Origin of the sequence: Psychrobacter sp. (genome assembly GCF_018260395.1) — a bacterium.
Lineage (GTDB): Bacteria > Pseudomonadota > Gammaproteobacteria > Pseudomonadales > Moraxellaceae > Psychrobacter.
On sequence record NZ_JAGLBC010000230.1, the window covers coordinates 1 to 2103 of the forward strand.

1 protein-coding gene is annotated in these 2103 nt (G+C 36.9%); it reads left to right on the top strand.

Annotated features, from left to right (window positions below):
* The first annotated feature begins 337 nt into the window (after nt 1-337).
* On the top strand, nt 338-1861 hold the full coding sequence (xseA, locus tag QZ265_RS10725) for an exodeoxyribonuclease VII large subunit (protein ID WP_296406036.1): 1524 nt from the start codon (nt 338-340) through the stop codon (nt 1859-1861).
* Nucleotides 1862-2103 lie beyond the last annotated feature (242 nt).

Below are 2103 nucleotides of genomic sequence, written 5' to 3' on the forward strand. Positions count from 1 at the left end.
AAATATAAGTATGTATAGCCTTATAATGAAATTATGAATAAAAATGTATATAAAGTCAGTTTGATCGCCTATGCTAGGGATTTGTGTCAAAATATGATTAAATAATACCTTTTTAATAAGATCTCCAGAATAAGTTCTCTTTATTATTATCCCTTAAATATATTCTCTAATATAAATCCCTTAAGTGATATCCTATTAGAATTCTAAATTTTGATCCAAAATACATTTGCTTAAAGTTAAGCCTAAGCACGATCTAATAATAAGCACTATTAAAAAATTAGCACTATCTAAAAAATAACATTCATCTAAGAATAAAAGCCATCTAAGACTAAAAATTATGCCTAAACCAGATTTATCTCGCCTTGATACTATATCCTCACAGGATAGCGACATTGATGTAGATATTTTCGATACTGACGAATTTAAGGACTCGTTTGATCAAGAGCTTGAAAATACCGTGCTAAGATTAAGTGATTATTTAGCCGCCGTTGAGCTAGTAATCAAAGAGACTTTTCAGCACAGTGTCTGGGTAAAGGCAGAGATTCGTAATTTATCGAGTAAGGGTGGCCATTACTATTTTGAATTGGCCGAAAAAGATGACGACGGCAAAGTCATCGCCAGCTGCCGAGGTAATTTATGGCGATTTAAGGCAGCTCGTGTATTGGCTAAGTTTGAACGAGCCACTGGCATGAAGCTTGAACGAGATGTAACGGTACTACTTAACGTTACTGCCAGTTTTCATCCCCTATATGGTTTTTCATTGGCCATCAATGATATTGATCCTAGCTACACGTTAGGTGATTTGGCACGTCAATACGCAGCTATGCTAGAACGCTTAAGTGGGGAGGGTTTACTCACTTTAAACAAACAGATTCCTTCACCATTTGATATTGAGCATGTTTTAGTTATTGCACCTGAAAAGGCGGCGGGTTTAGGTGATTTTAGAGCAGATGCTGATAAACTTCAAAGCACCAATGCTTGTCACTTCCATTATCACTACGCTACCTTCCAAGGTAATCATGCTCCTAAAGAGATACGTCAAGCTATTTCTAAAGGAATGCTAACCTTTAAAAAACAGTATGATCATGACCCAGATATCATGGTTATCATTCGGGGTGGTGGTGCCGTTGGTGATTTGGCCTACTTGAATGACTATGAGCTTGCAGCTTTAGTCGCTGAGCAACCCATCCCTGTTTGGGTAGGTATTGGTCATGAACGCGATTCAGTCATTTTAGATGAAGTGGCTCATACTAGTTTTGACACTCCCTCTAAAGTCATTGCAGGCATTATTAACCATCTTACGAGCTTAATGCAGCGTACCCAAAGCTATGCCGATGCCATTCAACGCATCAGCCAGCAGCATTTAACCCAAGCTGCTATGTCATCAGACCGGTATTTTACAGCTATCCAAAGTTTAAGTAGCCATAACTTACAACATTGGCAACATTTAACGGATCAACATTTTAATAACATCAAACAACATGCAAAATTTGAATTACGCGAAGTTAAGATAACAACTGAAAGTAATATGCAGCGTATACAACAAACCAGCTACAATCAACTTTCAAAAACCAAAGATTCGATCGAACGATTTTATATAACTACTAAAAATAATAGCCATAAACTACTCAATGATGTAGCCCAGCAGATACGTTATTATCAACAAGTAGTATTAATTCAAAACCCTGCCCGCTTACTAGATCAAGGCTATGCCTTTGTAAAAAATGCAGAGGACACGTATCTGAATTCTGTGCATACCCTTGAAAAAGGCAATTTTGTTACAGTCGTAATGAGTGATGGCAGCTTTAATGCAGTGGTGTATGACATTACTAAAACGAATGCTATTAAAAACAGTAATTAATCATTACGCCCTGTAATTTTATTAAATTTGAATAATTTAATTTAATTTAATTGAGTCTAGTAGACTTCAACCTTAGGGCGTGTGGAACATTCGACCATGGCACTGGCGGAGACTATTTTTTAGTCAATATGCAGTGAAATTTTTGACGCTTAGTCATTCTAAGTTAGAACAGCTTTTAAAATGTTGGGCCATATATTGGCAAAAAAGAGTCCCGCCCCTTCGGGCTGATACTAAAATCGCCC